This window comes from Borreliella bissettiae DN127 (genome assembly GCF_000222305.1).
GTDB classification, from domain to species: Bacteria; Spirochaetota; Spirochaetia; order Borreliales; family Borreliaceae; genus Borreliella; species Borreliella carolinensis.
This window is the reverse complement of record NC_015921.1, coordinates 566,742-583,645: the sequence shown is the minus strand read 5'-3', so window position 1 is coordinate 583,645 and position 16,904 is coordinate 566,742. Positions and strand designations below refer to the sequence as shown.

The 16,904-nt window shown below is 29.4% G+C and carries 16 protein-coding genes and 1 tRNA gene; 6 read left to right on the top strand and 11 right to left on the bottom strand.

Translation table 11 applies throughout. The features are described 5' to 3' along the window. Window positions 1–42 precede the first annotated feature (42 nt). Complete coding sequence (locus BBIDN127_RS02830) at window positions 43–1,119, bottom strand: glycosyltransferase family 2 protein (RefSeq protein WP_044054964.1); 1,077 nt, start codon at window positions 1,117–1,119, stop codon at window positions 43–45. A 200-nt stretch (window positions 1,120–1,319) separates the two neighbouring features. On the opposite strand from BBIDN127_RS02830, the gene pyrH reads away from it, so the two are divergent. Both pyrH and BBIDN127_RS02820 read left to right on the top strand, forming a co-directional pair. Next, the gene (pyrH, locus tag BBIDN127_RS02825) at window positions 1,320–2,009 is read left to right on the top strand and encodes a UMP kinase (protein WP_014023786.1); all 690 of its coding nucleotides are present in this window, start codon (window positions 1,320–1,322) and stop codon (window positions 2,007–2,009) included. An 8-nt stretch (window positions 2,010–2,017) separates the two neighbouring features. Then, window positions 2,018–2,101, top strand: a tRNA-Leu gene (locus tag BBIDN127_RS02820). Between the two features lie 193 nt (window positions 2,102–2,294). Here BBIDN127_RS02820 and BBIDN127_RS02815 read toward each other — a convergent pair. From BBIDN127_RS02815 to BBIDN127_RS02790, 6 genes are read right to left on the bottom strand one after another with little or no spacing between them, the layout of a single operon-like run. After that, entirely contained in the window at window positions 2,295–2,669 is a 375-nt protein-coding gene (locus BBIDN127_RS02815) for a response regulator (protein ID WP_002557158.1), read from the bottom strand. 39 nt (window positions 2,670–2,708) lie between these two features. Next, on the bottom strand, window positions 2,709–4,484 hold the full coding sequence (locus BBIDN127_RS02810; protein WP_014023785.1) for a BB0569 family chemotaxis protein: 1,776 nt from the start codon (window positions 4,482–4,484) through the stop codon (window positions 2,709–2,711). Window positions 4,485–4,486: 2 nt separating this feature from the next. Then, window positions 4,487–5,644 carry a CheB methylesterase domain-containing protein gene (locus BBIDN127_RS02805; protein WP_014023784.1) on the bottom strand — a complete coding sequence of 386 codons (1,158 nt, stop codon included), beginning with the start codon at window positions 5,642–5,644 and terminating at the stop codon, window positions 4,487–4,489. 57 nt (window positions 5,645–5,701) lie between these two features. Continuing rightward, entirely contained in the window at window positions 5,702–7,855 is a 2,154-nt protein-coding gene (locus tag BBIDN127_RS02800; protein WP_014023783.1) for a chemotaxis protein CheA, read from the bottom strand. 15 nt (window positions 7,856–7,870) lie between these two features. Continuing rightward, a complete protein-coding gene (locus BBIDN127_RS02795) occupies window positions 7,871–8,182 on the bottom strand; it encodes an STAS domain-containing protein (RefSeq protein WP_014023782.1) in 312 nt (103 codons plus the stop codon). Between the two features lie 12 nt (window positions 8,183–8,194). After that, window positions 8,195–8,737, bottom strand: coding sequence for a chemotaxis protein CheW (locus BBIDN127_RS02790; protein ID WP_014023781.1), 543 nt, complete (start codon window positions 8,735–8,737; stop codon window positions 8,195–8,197). Window positions 8,738–8,946: 209 nt separating this feature from the next. On the opposite strand from BBIDN127_RS02790, the gene BBIDN127_RS02785 reads away from it, so the two are divergent. The 3 genes from BBIDN127_RS02785 to BBIDN127_RS02775 all read left to right on the top strand — a co-directional run bounded on the left by BBIDN127_RS02785 (window position 8,947) and on the right by BBIDN127_RS02775 (window position 10,871). Then, complete coding sequence (locus BBIDN127_RS02785) at window positions 8,947–9,549, top strand: BAPKO_0422 family outer member beta-barrel protein (RefSeq protein WP_014023780.1); 603 nt, start codon at window positions 8,947–8,949, stop codon at window positions 9,547–9,549. 82 nt (window positions 9,550–9,631) lie between these two features. Next, window positions 9,632–10,156, top strand: a complete 525-nt coding sequence (locus tag BBIDN127_RS02780) for a DUF3996 domain-containing protein (protein ID WP_014023779.1) — start codon at window positions 9,632–9,634, stop codon at window positions 10,154–10,156. A 172-nt stretch (window positions 10,157–10,328) separates the two neighbouring features. After that, complete coding sequence (locus BBIDN127_RS02775) at window positions 10,329–10,871, top strand: DUF3996 domain-containing protein (protein WP_044054963.1); 543 nt, start codon at window positions 10,329–10,331, stop codon at window positions 10,869–10,871. 24 nt (window positions 10,872–10,895) lie between these two features. On the opposite strand, the gene gnd is transcribed toward BBIDN127_RS02775, so the two are convergent. Continuing rightward, window positions 10,896–12,290 (bottom strand): decarboxylating NADP(+)-dependent phosphogluconate dehydrogenase, encoded by a 1,395-nt coding sequence (gene gnd / locus BBIDN127_RS02770; RefSeq protein WP_014023777.1) that lies wholly within the window; start codon window positions 12,288–12,290, stop codon window positions 10,896–10,898. Window positions 12,291–12,402: 112 nt separating this feature from the next. Between gnd and htpG the strand changes: the two genes are divergently transcribed. Further along, window positions 12,403–14,253, top strand: coding sequence for a molecular chaperone HtpG (gene htpG, locus BBIDN127_RS02765; RefSeq protein WP_014023776.1), 1,851 nt, complete (start codon window positions 12,403–12,405; stop codon window positions 14,251–14,253). A 37-nt stretch (window positions 14,254–14,290) separates the two neighbouring features. On the opposite strand, the gene crr is transcribed toward htpG, so the two are convergent. Genes crr through BBIDN127_RS02750 form a run of 3 tightly spaced genes read right to left on the bottom strand, consistent with a single transcriptional unit; the run spans window position 14,291 to window position 16,865 of the window. After that, entirely contained in the window at window positions 14,291–14,860 is a 570-nt protein-coding gene (crr, locus tag BBIDN127_RS02760) for a PTS glucose transporter subunit IIA (RefSeq protein WP_014023775.1), read from the bottom strand. Between the two features lie 2 nt (window positions 14,861–14,862). Then, the gene (gene ptsP, locus BBIDN127_RS02755; RefSeq protein WP_014023774.1) at window positions 14,863–16,584 is read right to left on the bottom strand and encodes a phosphoenolpyruvate--protein phosphotransferase; all 1,722 of its coding nucleotides are present in this window, start codon (window positions 16,582–16,584) and stop codon (window positions 14,863–14,865) included. A 20-nt stretch (window positions 16,585–16,604) separates the two neighbouring features. Further along, window positions 16,605–16,865: an HPr family phosphocarrier protein gene (locus BBIDN127_RS02750; RefSeq protein ID WP_014023773.1), complete on the bottom strand. Its 261-nt coding sequence runs from the start codon at window positions 16,863–16,865 to the stop codon at window positions 16,605–16,607. Between the last annotated feature and the right edge of the window lie 39 nt (window positions 16,866–16,904).

Genomic DNA, 16,904 nt, shown 5'->3' with positions numbered 1-16,904 from the left:
AAAGTCAAAAAATAAAAAAATAATTAAATCAAAAATATAAATTTAATTTTTTATGAAAAACTTATAAATAAATATAGAAAAATTTACATAAAGTCTTGAGCTAAAATTCCAAATTTTTAGCATAATTCTAGGCAAAATTTGAATTTCATTAAATCCAAAATTTTTTGCATATTCATAACAATCTTGAAATTCAGACAATCCTTTAATCTCATCAAGAACAGAAATAAGCTTTTCTTTATAAGCCCTATAAACAAGCTTATCTGAAATACTCCAACTAATAATATAAATTTGCTTAAAAGAAATAAAATAATAAAATTGCAATAAAAATCTTTTATACAAATTTTGACATTCGTTAAAAATACCTTCTTTTTTTAATAAAGTTTCCATTGTATTAAGAGATAATTTAGACTTATGTAAAACACTAATAGAAGAGCTCATGCTTCCCATTCTTTGGAAATTAGTATAAAAATAATTATTTACAAAAGAAACTTTAGCGGCTTTTAAAAAAATTTGCATAACAAAAACTATGTCTTCAAATACAACATTTTGCTGACGTATATTATTCTTTAAAATTAATTCCCGTCTAATCAATTTATCCCATAACGTTCCAACAACAAAATTTTTCCTTCCAAAAGTCGCATAAACAGTAAAAAGCAAATTTTTAAAAGCTTCTTTGCCTGTTAATGGATAATTGGGGAAAGGAAGCAGAGATTTTCTTTTTACATTTATTGCAAGAAAATATACATAAAATTGCGAACAAACAATATCAGAATTATCTGCTTTTGCTCTATTATATAGAACCTCAAGCATGGTGCTCTCTACAGAATCATCCCCATCCCAATAAATAACATATTCCCCTTGAGCCTCATAAAGTCCCCTGTCTCTAGAAGCAGAAAGTCCCATATTTTTTTGACTAAAAATTTTAATAAAGCTGTACTTATTGGCATATTTTTCTGCTATTTCTAAACTACCATCATAAGAACCATCATTGATTAATATAATTTCTTTATCTTTTAATGTTTGATTAACAGCATCCTTTATCATTGCATCAAGAGTTTCAGCCGAATTAAAAAAACAAATAATAACAGAAACTTTATACTTATGCACAATATCCTCCAAAATAAAAACTGCTAAGCAAAATCAAAGCTAAAACACTTAACAACAAATTCTTCTAATTTTTTGCATAACAATTAAATTGTAATATATAATTAACAAGTTTATATTTTTTCAAACTTATTTTTAATGAAAAGTTTAGCAGAAATTGCTATATTATTAAAAGTAAAAAATTTAAAAAACATTAACCCAAATAAGGAGCTTGGATGCTTGAAATAATAAGTCTTGGAGGAGGAGTAATAAATTCAAATCAAATCAACATAGAATTCATTAAAAACTTTAAAAACTTTGTTTTTAAATGGCTACTAGAAAATGAAAAAAGAAAAATCATTTTAATAGTTGGTGGAGGAAGAGTTGCAAGAGAATACCAAGATGCCTATAAAAAAATCAACCCTGATTTTAAAGTTCATGAGCTTGATGAGATTGGAATAATGTCAACAAAGTTAAACGCAGAATTTCTGTGTAAAGTAATGAATCCGCTTTGTAAGGACAAAATTGTCACCAATCCCTTAAAAAATTTTTCTTTTACAGGGAAAATACTAATTGCTTCCGGATGGAAATCGGGATTTTCAACAGATTACATTGCCGTAAAATTTGCAGAAAAATTTAATAAAAAAGATATTATAAATATAACAAACGTAAATCAAGTTTATGATAAAGATCCAAAAAAATTTAAAAACGCAACCGCTTTTAACAAATTAACTTGGGAACAATTGCAAAATATTGTGGGCCAAAAGTGGACCCCGGGCTTAAATTTACCTTTCGACCCAATAGCAACAAAGCTCTCTTCAAAACTTGGACTTACTCTTTACATAGTAAACGGAAATAATATTGAAAACTTAGAAAAAGTTTTTAACAAAAATAATGATTTTTTTGGCACTGTTATAGTAAAATAAAAGTTACTGCCGGTATGGCGGAATTGGTAGACGCGCCAGACTCAAAATCTGGTGGGGGCAACTTCGTGTCGGTTCGACTCCGACTACCGGTATTTTAATTACTCTTTTAGAAACTTCAAAATTACCAAGCATTACTAATAAAAATTTACATATAAACCTTATGATTAATCAAATTTAATATTATTATTAGAATAAAGATAAAACATTCCATTTAATATGTTATCTTTATTCTAAAATATTAATTACAATAAAACTTTAAAGTCTACATTAATTGAAAATATAAACTTAAAATATCTTTGAAATGGTTTTCATTAAAGCTTCAGGATTAAAGGGTTTAACAAGCCAACCAGTAGCACCCGCTTTACGGCCCTCATCAACCTTAGATTGCTCAGATTCAGTGGTAAGAACAAGTATAGGAACAAAGCTGCCAAATTCCCTTATCTGCTTAATAACGCCAATGCCGTCTAAATTAGGCATGTTGATATCTGTAATAACAAGGTCAAAATCTTTATCTCCTTGCCCAACTGCTTCTTTAAACTTTAAAACCCCTTCTAAGCCATCCTTTGCTTCTGAGACACCAAAACCGTTTTGTTCTAAAATATAAGCAACGCTTTGCCTTATTGCTCTATTGTCGTCAATAACCAAAATTCTTTTTTTCATCTAATTTTCTCCTAAAACCCTCCCAAAAGTATATAAAAATTAAAACAAAATTACACTACCCTCATCAAAGGAATGAACATCCTTGGCTTCCTCTATCAAAGATAATAAGTGTTTTTTATGAACAAATAAAGTAAATCGATTAGCAATTCTATTAACAAATTCTTTATCTTCAATCTCAATAGATTGAATTCCAACCTTAGATAATTCTAGATTAAGATTGAAATTTATTTTGCTTTCCATATTGCTTAAAAAGTTGTCTATATCCAAAAGAGAATTTTTTAAATTTCTAACATTATAGACTTCTAACTTCATTTCTTCAAATATTTCCATAAATTCAATTGAAAAAACTTCATAAGACAAAATATTATCAATAGCTATATTTTTAATATCAAGAATATCATTTTTAATTTCCATAAATAATTTTTTAAATTTATTAAAATAATTTTTTTCAAGATAAAATCTATTATCATAATCCTTAACAACTTTTTCAAGAAAAAAGATTATTTGATCTAAAAATTCTATTCCCTTGGTAATATTAGAGTCAATTTCTTTGATAATCTTAGACATTTCTGAAATATTACCCTCCATAGCTTTAAGCTCTGATCTTTTGACAACTTCTATCTTTGAGGCTATATTAATATTTTGAAACCTAGCAGAAATAGCTGAAATATTTGAAAACATTAATTCTAATGATTTTATAAGTTTAACCTGTTCATAATATAAATTTAAAAAATTAGAATTATTTTTCTCAACATCATCAATTCTTCTAAGCAGATCAGACAAAATGCTCGAAAATTGTTCTATTATTTTAGGAATATCTATGTATAAAGAATTATCAGACCTTAAATCGTTAATGGTTTGAATAGAACTAAGAGAAGAGTCAATAAATTTCTCAAAAACAGTATAATTTTTTTCAAGCTTTTCAAGAACATCTCTTACTATAGCTTTTGATGTATCAGTAAAAACTGATAAAATTTTTAATTTTTGGATCTCGCTTATATCTCTAAATTTAAAAACATCAATATTAGAATACATAATATTTAAATGCTGCAAAGATTGAGTTAGCCTGTCTTGGAACTGAAGATAAGAAATAGAATTTACAAGTTTAAACTTAAATTGTGATAAAACTTTTAAAATATCATCATAAAGAGCAATAACGCTTCCTATTCCATCTGAAAAAGCATCTATTTTTTTCATTAAATTATCTCTAAATTCTTCAAGAATTTTATTTTCGGCCGTATTGCTTTCATATACTTGATTTTTAGCCCTATCTAAACCAATTTTAACTTCGCGCCCCTTGCTTGTAAGTTGATCTGCCTGTTTAATCATAGATTGGGTTAAAACCTTAATTTCACTTGTAATATAAGAAAAGGCTCCCCCAGCCTTACCCGCTCTCATAGCAACTGTTAACGTATTAATAGACATTATTTCCATATCAAGAGAGCTTTTCTTCATTCTTTCAATAACATCTTCAAGTATTTCTATATCTTTAACCTTACTCCGTATTATGCTAAATTGAGATTCAAGAGAAGTTGTTGAAGAATTAAAGTAAGCAACAAAATCATCTAATGCTCCTATAATTTTAGCTATAAAATTATTCAAAGAAGCATCATTATCAAGATCAAGATTGGAAATCAAATCAATACTAAAAGATAAATCCTTAGAATCTTTAGAAATTTTTTCTATTAATTTAGGAATTGACTTGCTTAAATTTGAATAAATATGCCTTGTACTCTCATCAAAAGCCTCAAGTTTATGAAATAAGGTTGCCAAACAATCATTGACATCAAAAAAACCATTATTGTCATTATCCATTACTAAGATCTCCTCAAAACATGATCAGCTATTTCGCTTAAAGGAAGGATTTTGTCTACGGCTCCTATTTTTATAGCTTCCATTGGCATGCCAAAAACAACAGAGGTTTCTTGATCTTGGGCAATAGTATAAGCACCATTTTTTTTCATTTCAAGCATACAAACAGCACCATCATCTCCCATGCCTGTAAGGATAACTCCAATAGCATTAGAGCCTGCATACATTGCAGCAGACCTAAAAAGTACATTCACAGAAGGCTTGTGTCTACTAACAAGAGGTCCATCTAATAAGTTTACAAAATAATTTCCGCTACTATATTTTACAATCAAATGATAACTCCCATTAGCAATTATTACAAGACCCGGACGAAGAATGTCTCCATCTTCAGCCTCTTTAATATCAATATTAAACTCATTGTTTAAGTTTTTTGCAAAAGATTTTGTAAATCCTCCCGGCATATGCTGAACAATAATAATTGGAGGAGAATCTTTTTTAAAAGACCTTAAAAAAATTCTTAAAGCCTCTGTGCCGCCTGTTGAAGAACCCACAACAATAATTTTGCCAGTTTTGTGCTTATTGATAAGACCTTGATATTTAATAATAACATCCGGATCATTTTTGGGAGCAAAATTAATAACATCAGAAACTTTATAGCTTTTCCTTATACTTGAATCATCTAAACTATTTTCTTTCAATTCTACTTTAGAATTACTAGAAAAATCGGGTGCATGAATCCTTTTAACTTCAAAAGAAGATATTAATTTATTTTTGCCTAGATTTTTCAACTCCAGCTTTATTAAAGCTAAATACTTACTGCGAAATAAATCAACTGTAAGCTTAAAATTAAGCTTATTTATTATTAATCTAATCTTTTCCTTGCTTTGCTCAAGACATCCAAAATTTGGAAACATTTCATTTTGAGCAATAAATACAACCGGAAGAGATATCTTATTAAGAACATTGTTTAAAGAATTTCCAAAATTAGATCTTGCTGTATTCTCATCAATAATAACTAAATCTGGAAATTTTTGTAAAAATACATTAATAAGATTTAAAGAATTAAAACCAGCATTTAATATCTCAACATCATTATCTTTAGAAAAAGCTCTAACAAAAACTTGCTTTATAAGACCTTGAATATCAATTACTAATATCTTCATTGCTATATTTTAATATTTTTAACCTTTAAAACCAAAAATCTATATTTTCGAATTTCTTTATTTTATAAGTTTAGTTATTGCATCAATATCAACAACTAAGGCCAAACTTCCATCACCAAGTATAGTAGCCCCAGAAACCCCTTCTACTCGAGAATAAATTTTACCCAAAGTTTTTATAACAGTTTGATGTTGCCCCAAAACCTCATCAACCACAATGCCCATTTTTCCGCTATTTGTATTTACAACAACAACTTGCTCATTTGAACTCTTTTCACTAGAAACCTGAAAAAACTCTCTAAGCCTAATATAACTAATCATGCTGCCCCTATAATTCATTACATTGCTTTTAGTCTCAATCCCATCTATTTGAGAAATTAACTTACTAGATTCTAAACAAGACTCAACATTAGAAAGAGGAACAATAAAGTGCTCATCTTTTACTCTGACAAGCCAACCTTCAATAATAGCCAAAGTCAATGGAAAAATTAACTTAGTTCTAGTATATTTTCCAAATTCACTTTCAAGTACAACATGCCCCCTTAAAGATTCAACCTGTTTTTTAACAACATCCATGCCAACTCCACGGCCTGAAATATCAGTAACAGAACTTGCAGTTGAAAATCCAGGTTCAAAAATCAAATTATAAACATCAATATCTGATAAAGTTTTGGCAACTGAGTCAGAAATTATATTACGCTCTATAGCTTTTTTAAGTATTTTATTTTTATCAAGCCCTCTTCCATCATCCTCAATAATAACAATAACAGAATCTCCAGATTGACAAGCTGAAAGCTTAATAACACCTTTGGGATCTTTGCCCAAACTTTCTCTCTCTTTAGACGATTCAATTCCATGATCTATTGAGTTGCGAATTAAATGAACCAAAGGCTCATTTAGCTTTTCAATAATGCTTTTGTCAAGAACAGTGTCGCCTCCATAAGCATGATAAATAATCGACTTACCAAGACTAGTAGATAGATCTTTTACTATTCTTTGAAATTTCACAAACAAAATTTCAATAGGAACTGTTCTAAGCCCTGTTGTATAATCTCTAAGCTCATTAATAAGTAGAGAAAATTCTGCTGATATTGAATTTAAAATATTGCTATTCCTATTTTCAGCTTCTTTTGAAAGTTTTGACTGTATTGTAACAAGCTCTCCAACAAGATTTACCAAATGATCAAGCTTTTTAGAATCTACCTTAATGCTAGCAATATTAACCTTGCTTCTAGCAGTGTCATATTGAACATTAGATCTATTTTTATCTCCATTTAAAAAGGACTTCTCAATAAATTCCGATTTTTCAAATGAAGAATTAGCAGAATCTTTACTGCTTCTGTCTAGACGCAATAAATTAAAATTTTTAGGTTCTTCATCATCACCCTCATCTGCCTCTAAACATTTATCCAATTCTTGAATATCAATTTTTGATTGAGAATCTAAAAATGTAAAAATATCTTCAATGCTCTCTCTGCTCTCTTCTGTGTTTAGTCTTATCTCCCAATCAACATAAACATTATCAGGAGAAATAAGCTCTAAATCAGGAATGTTATCTACCTTGGCTCTAACATAGCCACTACCCAAATTAATCAACTTGCTCAATAAATTTATAGGCTTGTGCCCATGAAACAAAATACCCTTAGCCGGAGAAAAAAGAATTTTGTAACTCTTAAATTCAGATTGCAAAGCCTCATCATCAAATTTATTCTCTGAATTTACTTTAACAGACTCTTCTAACTCTTCTAAACCCGGGCTGTTATTAGGCTTTGAAAAATCATTTTCTAAAACTTCTTGAAAAGCATCCTTGGCATCATTAGGAGCCTCAAGAACCTTTTTAATTTCATTTACCAAAAACTGTTTACGCTTATCAAAGTCGATCTCAGAAATTGCTTCATCGCCTTCAATAAGCTCTCTAATAAAATCAACAGACATTAAGGTAGCATCAATAGCAGCTTGATTAAAAGTGGTCTTAGCATTTTTTACAACATCAAGAACCGTTTCTATTTCGTGAACAAGCGATGCTGTAAAATTAAAGCCAAACATACCAGAACTTCCCTTTATGGTATGTAAATTTCTAAAAATAGAATTAATAATATCTTGATCTGAGCTCACCTCAAGATTAAGAAGTGCTTGCTCAATATCTGAAATATTTTCTATTGATTCTTCCTTAAAGGAATTCTTAAATTTATCAATCACATCACTACTATCCATAAGCTTTCCTTAAATCTAAAATCCAACTAAATTAAGTCCCAAATCAAAGCTATCAACATCTTCAATATCCACTAAAAACCCGCCATATATTAATGAACTTAAAACCTCATCGGACGGATATTCAATTTTTACAAACAAATTTTTATTCTTAGCATATTTATTAGATGCATACAAAATTTGTATAAAAGTAATATCTATTTTTTCAACATTTGAAAGATCAATAGTAAGAGTATCCCCTTCTTTCATTTTTTTAAAAATATGCAACAAATCTTCTTTTACCTTAAAAATACTATTTATTACAAGCTCTCCTTCAGGCCTATAAATCATGACTAAAAACTCCTATTGCTGCTGATATTCAGGATCATATATTGTTGTATTTCTAAATTTAGAAAGCTCTCTAACATCAAATAAATTTTCTACATTTAAAATAATAATAAACTTATCATTACTCTTCCCAATTCCTGAAATAAATTTTGAATTAAACCCTGATCCAATCTTAGGGGCATCATCAATACTAAATGGATCTAATTCAAGAACTTCATTGACATAATCTACTAAAATTCCAAGATTAAATTCATCTCCCTCGTAAACTAAATTCAATATAATAATATTTGAAATGTTGACTCCCTTATTTCTCTTTTTATCATCCTCATCAACAGTTCGATCACTCATTCCAAATTGTTTCCGAATATCAATTATTGGAACGATTTTACCCCTATTATTTATTATTCCTGCCATGTAGTTGGGAGTTCTTGGGATTTTTGATATCTTGGTATATTCTAAAACCTCAACAACATATTTAATCTCAATAGCATAAAGTTCATCCAAACTAAATAAAAGATACTGACTTAAAGAATCTTGCACATCTGAATCTGTGCCCATAAACGCCCCTTTAAATGTAATTTAAATCGCAAATAGAATGCTAATATCAAGATTAATATTACTTCATATATTCATAAATACAAATTAGAAGTTAATAAAATTTAATTTTCCAAAAACAATAAAAAATATAGTTTTAAAAGAATTCTATCTTATAATTTAAGGTAGAAAGTTGCGCTTTAAATTAAATTTCACATAAAAAAAAGTTAACAATGCAAAGTAAAAACAAATTAATCAAATTATTAATAATTATTACGCTATTTTTCAATGTTGAGAATATTTTCACAAACGAAAAATCTAAAAACAACATAGCTGATCAAAACAATGCAACTATTCCAAAAATAGAAAGTTTAAAAACAAAAACTAAAATAAAATTTGGCTTTATTTTGCCTTACCCTACTGCAATAGAATTCAGTATCAATAACTTTGATATTGGAGTAGGAGTAACAATATTGAGTGTCTCAGAATTTTTTCCAAAATCACCAATAACATTGCTATTTAAAACATATTTTGACTATATATTTTTAAATTCAAGAATTAAAAATTCAAATTTTATCTTTTTCTTGGGATCTGGCCTATTTTTTGAAATAGGCAAAATTGCAAACTCAAATCTAACAAATGTTTCTTCTGGGATTACCTATAAAATCGGGGTAGGCTTGCCCTTGGGAATAATATATGAGGCTTATTATGACATTCTTGAAATTATAATAAAAACAACCCCATCAATTTTCATTGGCCAAATGCCTACTGGAAATTTAATATTTCCAATAAAAGGTAACTTTTCTATTGGAATAAAAGGCTCTCTTAAAATATAGCTTTCACTTTTTAGATAAAAAAAATTATTGAACTAAAGTTCTTTTAAAAACTAGAATGTTGTACTTAGGAGACAATAACGCAATGAAAACAAAAATAATTATTATGTCAATCATTATTTTACTTTTATTGGCACCAATATCAGGATTTGCTAATTCAAAAAACTCTGCAAGGGGTAAATTTGGAGCAGGAATTATACTTCCATTGCCAATTGCTCTACAGATTAATATAGGAAGCTTTGATCTTGACATTGGTCTTTACAGCGGAGTAAATAATTTATTTTCAGACTGGAAAACATTGTTTATAGCACTGGACTATATTTTCTACATATATACATTCCCAGGGGCCGCTAATATTTTGGATTTTTCAGTTGGCGCAGGGGGATATGGAACAATATGGTTTTCAAGATTTGGAGGCAGCAAGTCAGGCTCAGGGCCAATGAGCATTGGAGCAAGATTGCCCTTGGCTTTAAATGTTGCAGTATCTAGAAAAAAATTCGACCTATTTTTACGAATAGCACCAGGACTTGGAATGAACATTTGGAGTAATGGCATTGGATTTAGATGGGAAGTATTCGCAGGATTAGGACTAAGATTCTGGTTTACTTAATAATAAAATTCTTTAAATAATACAATTCTTTTTTAAAAAGAAAAATTGTTAAAAAATCAAACCGCTCGCTCCCAAAAACTTAAACATAAGATTTAAGATAAAAGATCTTGTTTTTATTGTTTTAAAATTCAAAAATAAAATATAATAATAAGACAAAATTTGGGAGACAACGGTGAAAAAAATCTTTATATTATTTATCATGATTGCAAACATATCTACAAATAGTTTTGCAAAAGATTCATATTTAAATAGAGGAATTGGCTTTGGAGCAAGCATTGGAAATCCAATTATTAACTTAATAATGTCATTTCCTTTCATTGATTTTGAAATAGGCTATGGTGGTAGCAATGGAATAAATCTATCAGGTCCCAAACTTGAATCAAAATTTTATGATTTTAATTTATTAGCAATAGCAGCACTTGATTTCATTTTTACAATATCTTTGATAAAAAATTTAAATTTAGGAATTGGAATAGGGGGAAACATAAGCATATCGTCTCACACATCTAAATTAATAAATGTAGAATTGGGATTTGGAATAAGAATTCCGTTGATTATTTTTTACGACATTACAGAAAATTTAGAAATAGGTATGAAAATAGCACCTTCAATAGAATTTATATCAAATACAAGATCTCTTGCGCAACACAAAACCTACTCGGGCATAAAATCAAACTTTGCCGGGGGAATCTTTGCTAAATATTATATCTTTTAATACTAATGTTCTAATTCATTTAATTTATTGCCAATCGCTATGAAAAAATTCACCTCGTTTTGAGTCTAATCTTTCAAAAGAATGAGCACCAAAAAAATCTCTTTGTGCTTGAATTAGGTTGGAAGGCAGGTAATTAGTGGAATAAGAATCTAAAAACGAAAGACTGGCATAAAATGCCGGCAAAGGAATCCCAATTTCACTAGCCTTTGAAATTATCCTTCTTAAGGACTTGTGATTATTTTTTAGCAAATCTAAAAAATAATCATCAAAAAGCAAATTAATAAGATGCGGATTTTTATCATAAGCTAATTTAATTTTATCTAAAAAACTGCTACGAATAATACAGCCTTCTCTCCAAACCAAAGAAATTTTACCTAAATTCAAATCCCAACCATAATTCAAAGACGCAGTTTTAAGCATCATAAAACCCTGAGCATAGGCTACTATTTTTGAAACTAAAAGAGCATAATAAAGATCTAAAATCCAATCACTAAGCTCAAATTCAAAAGAAGCAGTATCCATCTTAAGCAAATCGCTAGCAATAATCCTTTCGTGTTTTAAACCCGACATAAATCTTGAAAAAACAGATTCAAGAATTAAATTTACAGGCATACCAGATTCAAGAGCATCAATAGATGTCCAAACACCGGTGCCTTTTTGATTTGCAATATCTAAAATCTTATCAACTAAATATTCATTATTTTCTTTATACCTAAGAATCTTAGAAGTTATTTCTAGTAAATACCCCGAAAGATCGCCTTCATTCCATTTTTCAAAAACTTCAGAAATTTTCAAATTATCTAAATTGAAAGCTTTTTTCATGAAAAAATAAACTTCGCTAATAAGCTGCATATCAGCGTATTCCACGCCATTATGTATCATTTTAACATAGTGCCCAGAGCCATTCTCTCCAATATAAGTCGAACAAATATCATTGTTTTTGGTTTTAGCTGCAATTTTATTTAACATGGGCTCAAGAATTTCATAAGCTGATTTACTTCCTCCATACATTAGCGCAGGACCAAATCTTGCTCCTCTCTCCCCTCCAGAAATTCCAAGGCCTACAAAATAAATGTCTTTGGCAAACAATTCTTTTTCTAATCTCATTGTGCTCTTATAATGAGAATTTCCACCATCAATAATTATGTCTGATTTATTCATAAAAGGCAAAATTTGCTCAATAACCTTTTCTACAGCAGAACTTGTAACCATTAAAATGATTTTTTTTGGGGTTTTCAAGCTTTTAATAAAAGATTCAATATCTTTAAAGCCATTTATCTTTTTATGAGAATTTTGTTTAACAAAAATTTCAGTTTTTTCACTATCTCTATTGTAAACAGAAACATTAAAACCGTTATCAGCAATATTTAGAGCTAAATTGCCACCCATAACACCAAGTCCATAAATTCCTACATCCATTGCATTCTCCTTGATTCTAATTTTCTATTTTAAACAAATTGCTTTATTTATTATTTTTAGATTATGTTATATCATAAAAAAAGTAAAGATTAAATTAAAAAGGAAAAGCTACATGAAAAAACAATTTGATACAGAAGTAAATGATTTGCTTTATTTAATCATCCACTCTCTTTACTCACATAAAGAAATATTCTTAAGAGAATTGATATCAAATGCGTCTGACGCAATTGATAAGCTCAAGTTTTTAAGCTTGACAAACGAAAAATTCAAAAACATTGCCCTAGAACCAAAAATAGAAATATCATTTGATGATAAAAGCATCCTAATTAAAGATAATGGAATCGGAATGGATGAACAAGATTTAACTAATCATCTTGGCGTAATTGCAAAATCAGGAACTAAAGAATTTATTAATAATTTAAAACAAGATGAAAAAAAATCTGCAAGCCTAATTGGCCAGTTTGGGGTTGGATTTTACAGCGCATTTATAGTATCAGAAAAAGTAGAAGTTACATCAAAAAAAACACTAGAAAGCGATGCTTATATTTGGTCTAGCGACGGTAAAACAGGATATGAAATAGAAAAAACAAAAAAAGAAGAGTCGGGCACAGAAATAAAGCTTTATCTTAATAAAGAAGGTCTTGAGTATGCCAATAAATGGAAAATTCAAGAAATTATCAAAAAATATTCAAATCACATAAATTATCCGATTTATATTAAATACAGCGAACCTATAATGAAGGACGGAAAACAAGAGGAAGTAGAAGAAAAAGAAGAAAAATTAAATGAAACTACCGCTCTTTGGACAAAAAATAAAAGCGAAATTAAGGTAGAAGAATATAATGAATTTTATAAAAATACAACCTTTGATCATGAAAATCCATTGATGCATATTCATACAAAAGCCGAAGGAAATTTAGAGTATACTAGTTTATTTTACGTCCCAAGTAAGGCTCCTTATGATTTATATTACCCAAACACTAAACCTGGGGTAAAGCTATTTATAAATAGAATCTTTATTACAGATTCTGAAGGCAGCTTGCTTCCAAACTATCTAAGATTTATAAAAGGAATTATAGATTGCCAAGATTTGCCGCTCAATGTAAGTAGAGAAATTTTACAGCAAAATAAAATTTTGTCTAAAATAAAATCATCTTCTGTAAAAAAAATACTAAGCGAGCTTGAAAAGCTAAGCAAAAAAAATCCTGAAAAATATTCTGAGTTTTCTAAAGAATTTGGAAGATGCATTAAAGAAGGTGTTTATTCTGACTTTGAAAACAGAGAAAAGCTTATCTCATTAATAAGATTTAAATCTTCAAGTGTAGATGGGTTTGTATCTTTTAAAGAATATAAGGAAAGAATGAATGAGAGCCAAAAAAGCATTTACTACATAACAGGCGGCAAAGAAAATATATTAAAAGAAAACCCAATAGTAGCTGCCTATAAAGAAAAAGGATTTGAAATCCTAATCATGGATGATGAACTTGATGAAGCTATATTAAATCTAATTCCAGAATACGAAGGATTAAAGCTAAAAGCAATAAATAAAAACGAAACCGGCAATGAATTAAAAGATGAAAATTTCAAAAAAATTGAAGAAGAATTCAAAGATACCCTTACAAAAGTAAAAGAAATCCTTAAGGATCATATAAAAGAAGTCAACCTATCAGCAACATTAATAAAAGAACCTTCAGCAATAATAATTGATAGCAACGATCCAACTTACCAAATGCAAAAAATCATGCTGTCAATGGGACAAGAAGTAAAAGAAATTAAACCAATACTTGAATTAAACCCCAATAATAAAATAGTCCAAAATTTAAAAAATTTAGAGCCTGATAAATTAGAAAAAATAAGCATTCTCCTTTTTGAGGAAGCAATACTAACTTCAGGAATGCCTAGCAAAAATCCAGGAAAATTTATAAATATAATAAACGAATTTATAGAAAAAGATTTCTTATAATTAAAAGTAAAAAGAGAGAGCTAAAAACTCTCTCTTTTTACTTTTTAACTCGCAACACCAAATCTTTGCCCGCTGCAACAGGCTTTGCTTGAGATATTTTATGCCTAATCTCTTCTGTCAAAGCCGTTGAGGATAACAAAATATATTCAGAACCATTTTCAAGCCTTCCAAAAGAATATTCTATGCTTGAAACTTCATCAGAATTTGCAATAACAACTGGAGTAATAACGGATTCTGAATGTTCTTTCAAATATTCAAGATCAAGCCTAATAATAACCTCACCCTGTTTAACATTGGTGCCTTCTTCAGCAACTCTTGTAAAACCCTTGCCATTTAAATTAAGAGTATTAATTCCAAAATGGACAAAAATTTCAACGCCCTCTTTAGTTTCAAGACTAAAGGCATGATTGGTTTTAAAAATTTTACCTATTTTCCCATCACAAGGCGCTAACAACTCATTACTCGTTGGAAGAATTGCAATTCCATCACCAACTATTTTTTCAGCAAAAGCTTCATCGGGAACCTTATCAATTGACATAACTTTTCCACTAATCGGAGCAATCAAATCCAATGTAGCGGTTTTTTTAAAAAAATCTAAAAACCCCATAACTAATCTCCTATAAATTTATCAAAATAACTTAAAGTTTCTCGCTCGGAATCACTATTTAAAACCTTATTTGCCAATTCTTCTAATTCCATTATTGTGTACTTTTTAAGCAAATATTTAATTCTAAGTGTAGCACCAGGAATCATACTCAAAGACCTAAATCCAAGGCCTACAAGAAGCAGCGCTCCAGCATCATCTCCTCCAAGCTCACCACAAACAGACACATCAATTCCAGAACTAACACCATCATCAAGAACCTTTTTGATTAATTTCAACACAGCAGGATTATACTTATCATATAAATTTGATATTTTTTGATTACCACGATCAACAGCTAAAACATATTGGGTTAAATCGTTAGTCCCTATACTAAAAAATTTCAATTTATTGGCAAGTTTAGAAGAAATTAAAGCTGCAGAAGGAACTTCTATCATGCAACCCACTTCCAAATTTTCATCAAAAGGCAAGCCTCTGGACTTTAAGTTAATTTTTGCATTATTCACAAAATATTCTATTGTTTCAATCTCTTCATATCTGGTAAGCATAGGCACCATTACCCTTATCTTCCCATAATGGCTGGCCCTAAAAATAGCATTAAACTGCGCCTGGATCAATTCTTCATATTCCTTGTACATCCTAAGCGCCCTAAATCCTAAAAATGGATTTTCCTCTTTCTTAAAATTAAGATAGGGAATTTCTTTATCCCCACCAACATCAAGGGTACGAATCGTAACAACCCCTTTTTTTTCCATTGTTTCTATAACTCTTTTATAAGTTTCAAACTGCTCATCTTCTGTTGGAGGTTGTAAAGATTTCATATATAAGAATTCTGTTCTAAAAAGACCTATTCCTTCAACACCATATTTATTAACATAAGTAATATCAACGGGTGTTCCAATATTTGCCTTTAAAAACACCTTTACGCCATCTTTTGTCTCAGCACCTTTATCTTTTAAAGAAAAAAGCTCTTTTTCCATCTCTACTTGACGCAAAATCTTACCCTCATAAAGATCAAGCTCAACAGTAGAAGGATTTTTAATAACAATAGAAGATATTGCATCAATTACTATTTTATCACCATCCTTTAACTCATCAATATCTAACAAAGTCATAACAAGCGCTGGAAGCCCCATTGTTCTTGCTAAAATGGCAGCATGAGAAGTTTCTCCTCCAACCGCAGTTAAAAACCCTTTAACATAATTTAAGTCAAATTGCATAGTATCAGATGGGGTTAATTCCTCGGTAACAAGAATAATATCTTTATTAATCTCAGAAAAATCGGTTACTTGGCCCAAAATTATAGAAACCAATCTATTTCTAATGTCCTTATAATCAGACGCTCTTTCTTTTAAATAAGGATCTTTATAGTCTTCTACGCTTTTAACTAAATTTTCAAACGCTAAATAAATAGAATAAGCGGCGCTATAATTTTCCTTTGTAATAAGCTCAATAACAAGTTCGGAAAGCTCATCGTCTTCAACGATCAACACTTGACCTTCAAAAATACCTTTTTTATCATCTCCAAATTGAAGCATAGCTTTTCTCTCAAGATCCTTAAGAGCTTCAATTGCTTTTGACTTCGCTTTATTGAATTTTGATATCTCGATATCAACTTGAGAAAAGTCTATTTTTTCTCTGCTTATAATTTTATCAAAATTTTTCCTAATACAAAGAACTTCTCCAATGCCTATCCCCTTGGATATTCTTTTGCCCGATAAAGTCATAAATTAAATCCTTCTAAAATTCATTCCTTAAAAGATTCGATAAGCTCTGCAAGCTCTGAAGCAGCGATCTCCTCATCCTCACCCTCAGCACATATCAAAAGCCTTTTACCTGCTGATAATTCTAAAGTTTGAAGTCTGAACAAACTTTTTCCGCTAACAGATTTTCCATCAGATTCTATTGTTATCTCACTAGAATATTCTTTAGCTTTTTTTACAAAAGTTGATGCAGGCCTAACATGTAAACCGTTTACAGCCTTAATAATTGCTTCTTTTTTTACCATAAGTACAGAAACCCCTCATTATGAATATTATTTTTTGAT